Source organism: Nocardioides sp. P5_C9_2, from assembly GCF_054049555.1.
Window position 1 is genome coordinate 1 of sequence record NZ_JBFUMD010000626.1, and the last position, 1,791, is coordinate 1,791.

At 74.1% G+C, this 1,791-nt stretch carries 2 protein-coding genes; one reads left to right on the forward strand and one right to left on the reverse strand.

The features are described from left to right. A partial coding sequence (locus ACXJKL_RS20365) for an ATP-binding protein (protein ID WP_457208812.1) occupies positions 1-1,138 on the reverse strand: 1,138 nt, incomplete at its 3' end. A gap of 244 nt (positions 1,139-1,382) precedes the next feature. Here ACXJKL_RS20365 and ACXJKL_RS20370 point away from each other — a divergent pair. After that, positions 1,383-1,791: hypothetical protein (locus ACXJKL_RS20370; RefSeq protein WP_457208813.1), on the forward strand; the 409-nt coding region annotated here is incomplete at its 3' end.

Here is a 1,791-nt window from a genome sequence, read left to right on the forward strand (position 1 = left end):
GCCACTGGTTGAGCAGGACGTCGCGGCCGTGCGTCGCGTGCAGGGTGGTGCCGGCGATGTGGGCCTGGTGGAACCGGGAGGGGACCAGCACGAGGATCCGCCGGCCGAGCAGGTCGGTCTCCTGGTGGTAGCCGAGGAGCCCGACCACCTCGGGGGTCACGGCCACGATCACGCTGGTGTCGTCCGTCGCGATCAGGGGCTCCTCGAGCGCGGCGAGCTCGCGGAACGCGCGAGGACGGTCGGCGTCGTGCTGGACGGCGAGGTGCACGTCGGTCGGCGCGACCCAGGGCGTGGGATCCACCGCCGCCGCCTGCCCGGCGACCTCCCCGCACAACCAGGCACGCATCTCCGCCATCTCCGGCTGGGTCGGCGGGCTCAGGAGCAGGCCGTCCTCCGCAGCCGCCCTGGCTCGTACGAGCAGGTCGTCGAGGACTTCGAAGTGGCGGACCGAGGACGTCGAGAGGTGCAGCGACACCGACGGGGCGGTGACCGTCGGCTCCACCGCGCTGGCCATCAGTGCGTCCGGCTCCGAGGGGAGCCGCGGCCGGGGCACCTGCTCGACCAGGACGCTGAGCGCGTTGCTGGCCGCGGCGTGGTCCTCGAGCGCGCGAGCGTCCCGCTCCAACGCGTAGAGGAGGTACTCCCGCAACAGGGTCGCGGCGTGCTCCTGCCACGCCCAGTGCATGAGCAGCGGCACGGCGAGCAGGGTGATGTCGATCGACTCCTCCCCGGCGCCCCCGTCGCCCGGAGGCCTGGGCGGGACCTGGGTGGCCGGCCGGCCGACCTCGAACCACACGACCTTCCCGTCGTCGATCGGGTCGACACCCCACCGGTCGGCGTGCTCGTCGACGATCCGCAGGCCCCGTCCGGTGCCGGCCGTCTCGGCCCACGTGCGCAGGACCGGCAGGCGTCGACYCCCGTCCTCGACCTCGACCCGGATGGCGGTGGGCTCGGCGGCGATGCGCACGGTGATCCGGGTACCGGCGTGCACGACGGCGTTGGTCACCAGCTCGGAGACGACCAGCTCGGCCACGTCACCCAGGTGGGTCGCCCCGGACACCTCCAGCGACTCCCGTACGGCACGCCGCGCGCTCCCCGCAGCCAGGGGCTCGGCGGGGAGCGTCACGTCGACGCTCACTGCTCCGGACAACCTCACCCCCGACGCCCCGGCCCCCCGCACCCGGTGGGGACATGACCTCACCCTAGGCGCAGTCGGGGTCCAGGGCACCCGATGAGCGCCCGCATCCCGGCCGTACGACGTGGGGCCGGGTTGTGCAGAACCTCGACGCGGCGGGGTGCCGGGCCATTATCGTGGTGTCGACGGTCACACCCCCTGCGCCCTCGACGGACCTCGTGCCGGGCGCTGCACGAACCGAGGACACGTGGCGACACCCATCCGCGCACTCAACACGGCCGGGAACCGGTCCGTGCTGGCCGGCGTGCTGCTGCTCGGTGTGATGGTGGCGGTCGACGTGCAGCTGGGGCGGCAGCTCAACGGCGCCTACGCCGGGGCCGCCGTCCTGACCGCCATCAACGCCGACGTGCGCCGCACCGCGGGGGTCGCTGCCCTGGCCCTGGTGGCGTCGGTCGCCTCGGGCATCTGGCACGACAACCTCGGCGGGCACGACTGGACCCTCCGCTTCGCCACCTGCGTGCTGGTCTGTGGCCTGGCCCTGCTCGCCGCCGACGCCAACGACCGCCGGCGCCGGCGCCTGGTGCGGACGACGACGCTGGCCCAGCGCGTCCTGGACGCGCTGGCCGTCGAGCTCACCGGCGCACGGACCGTCAAGC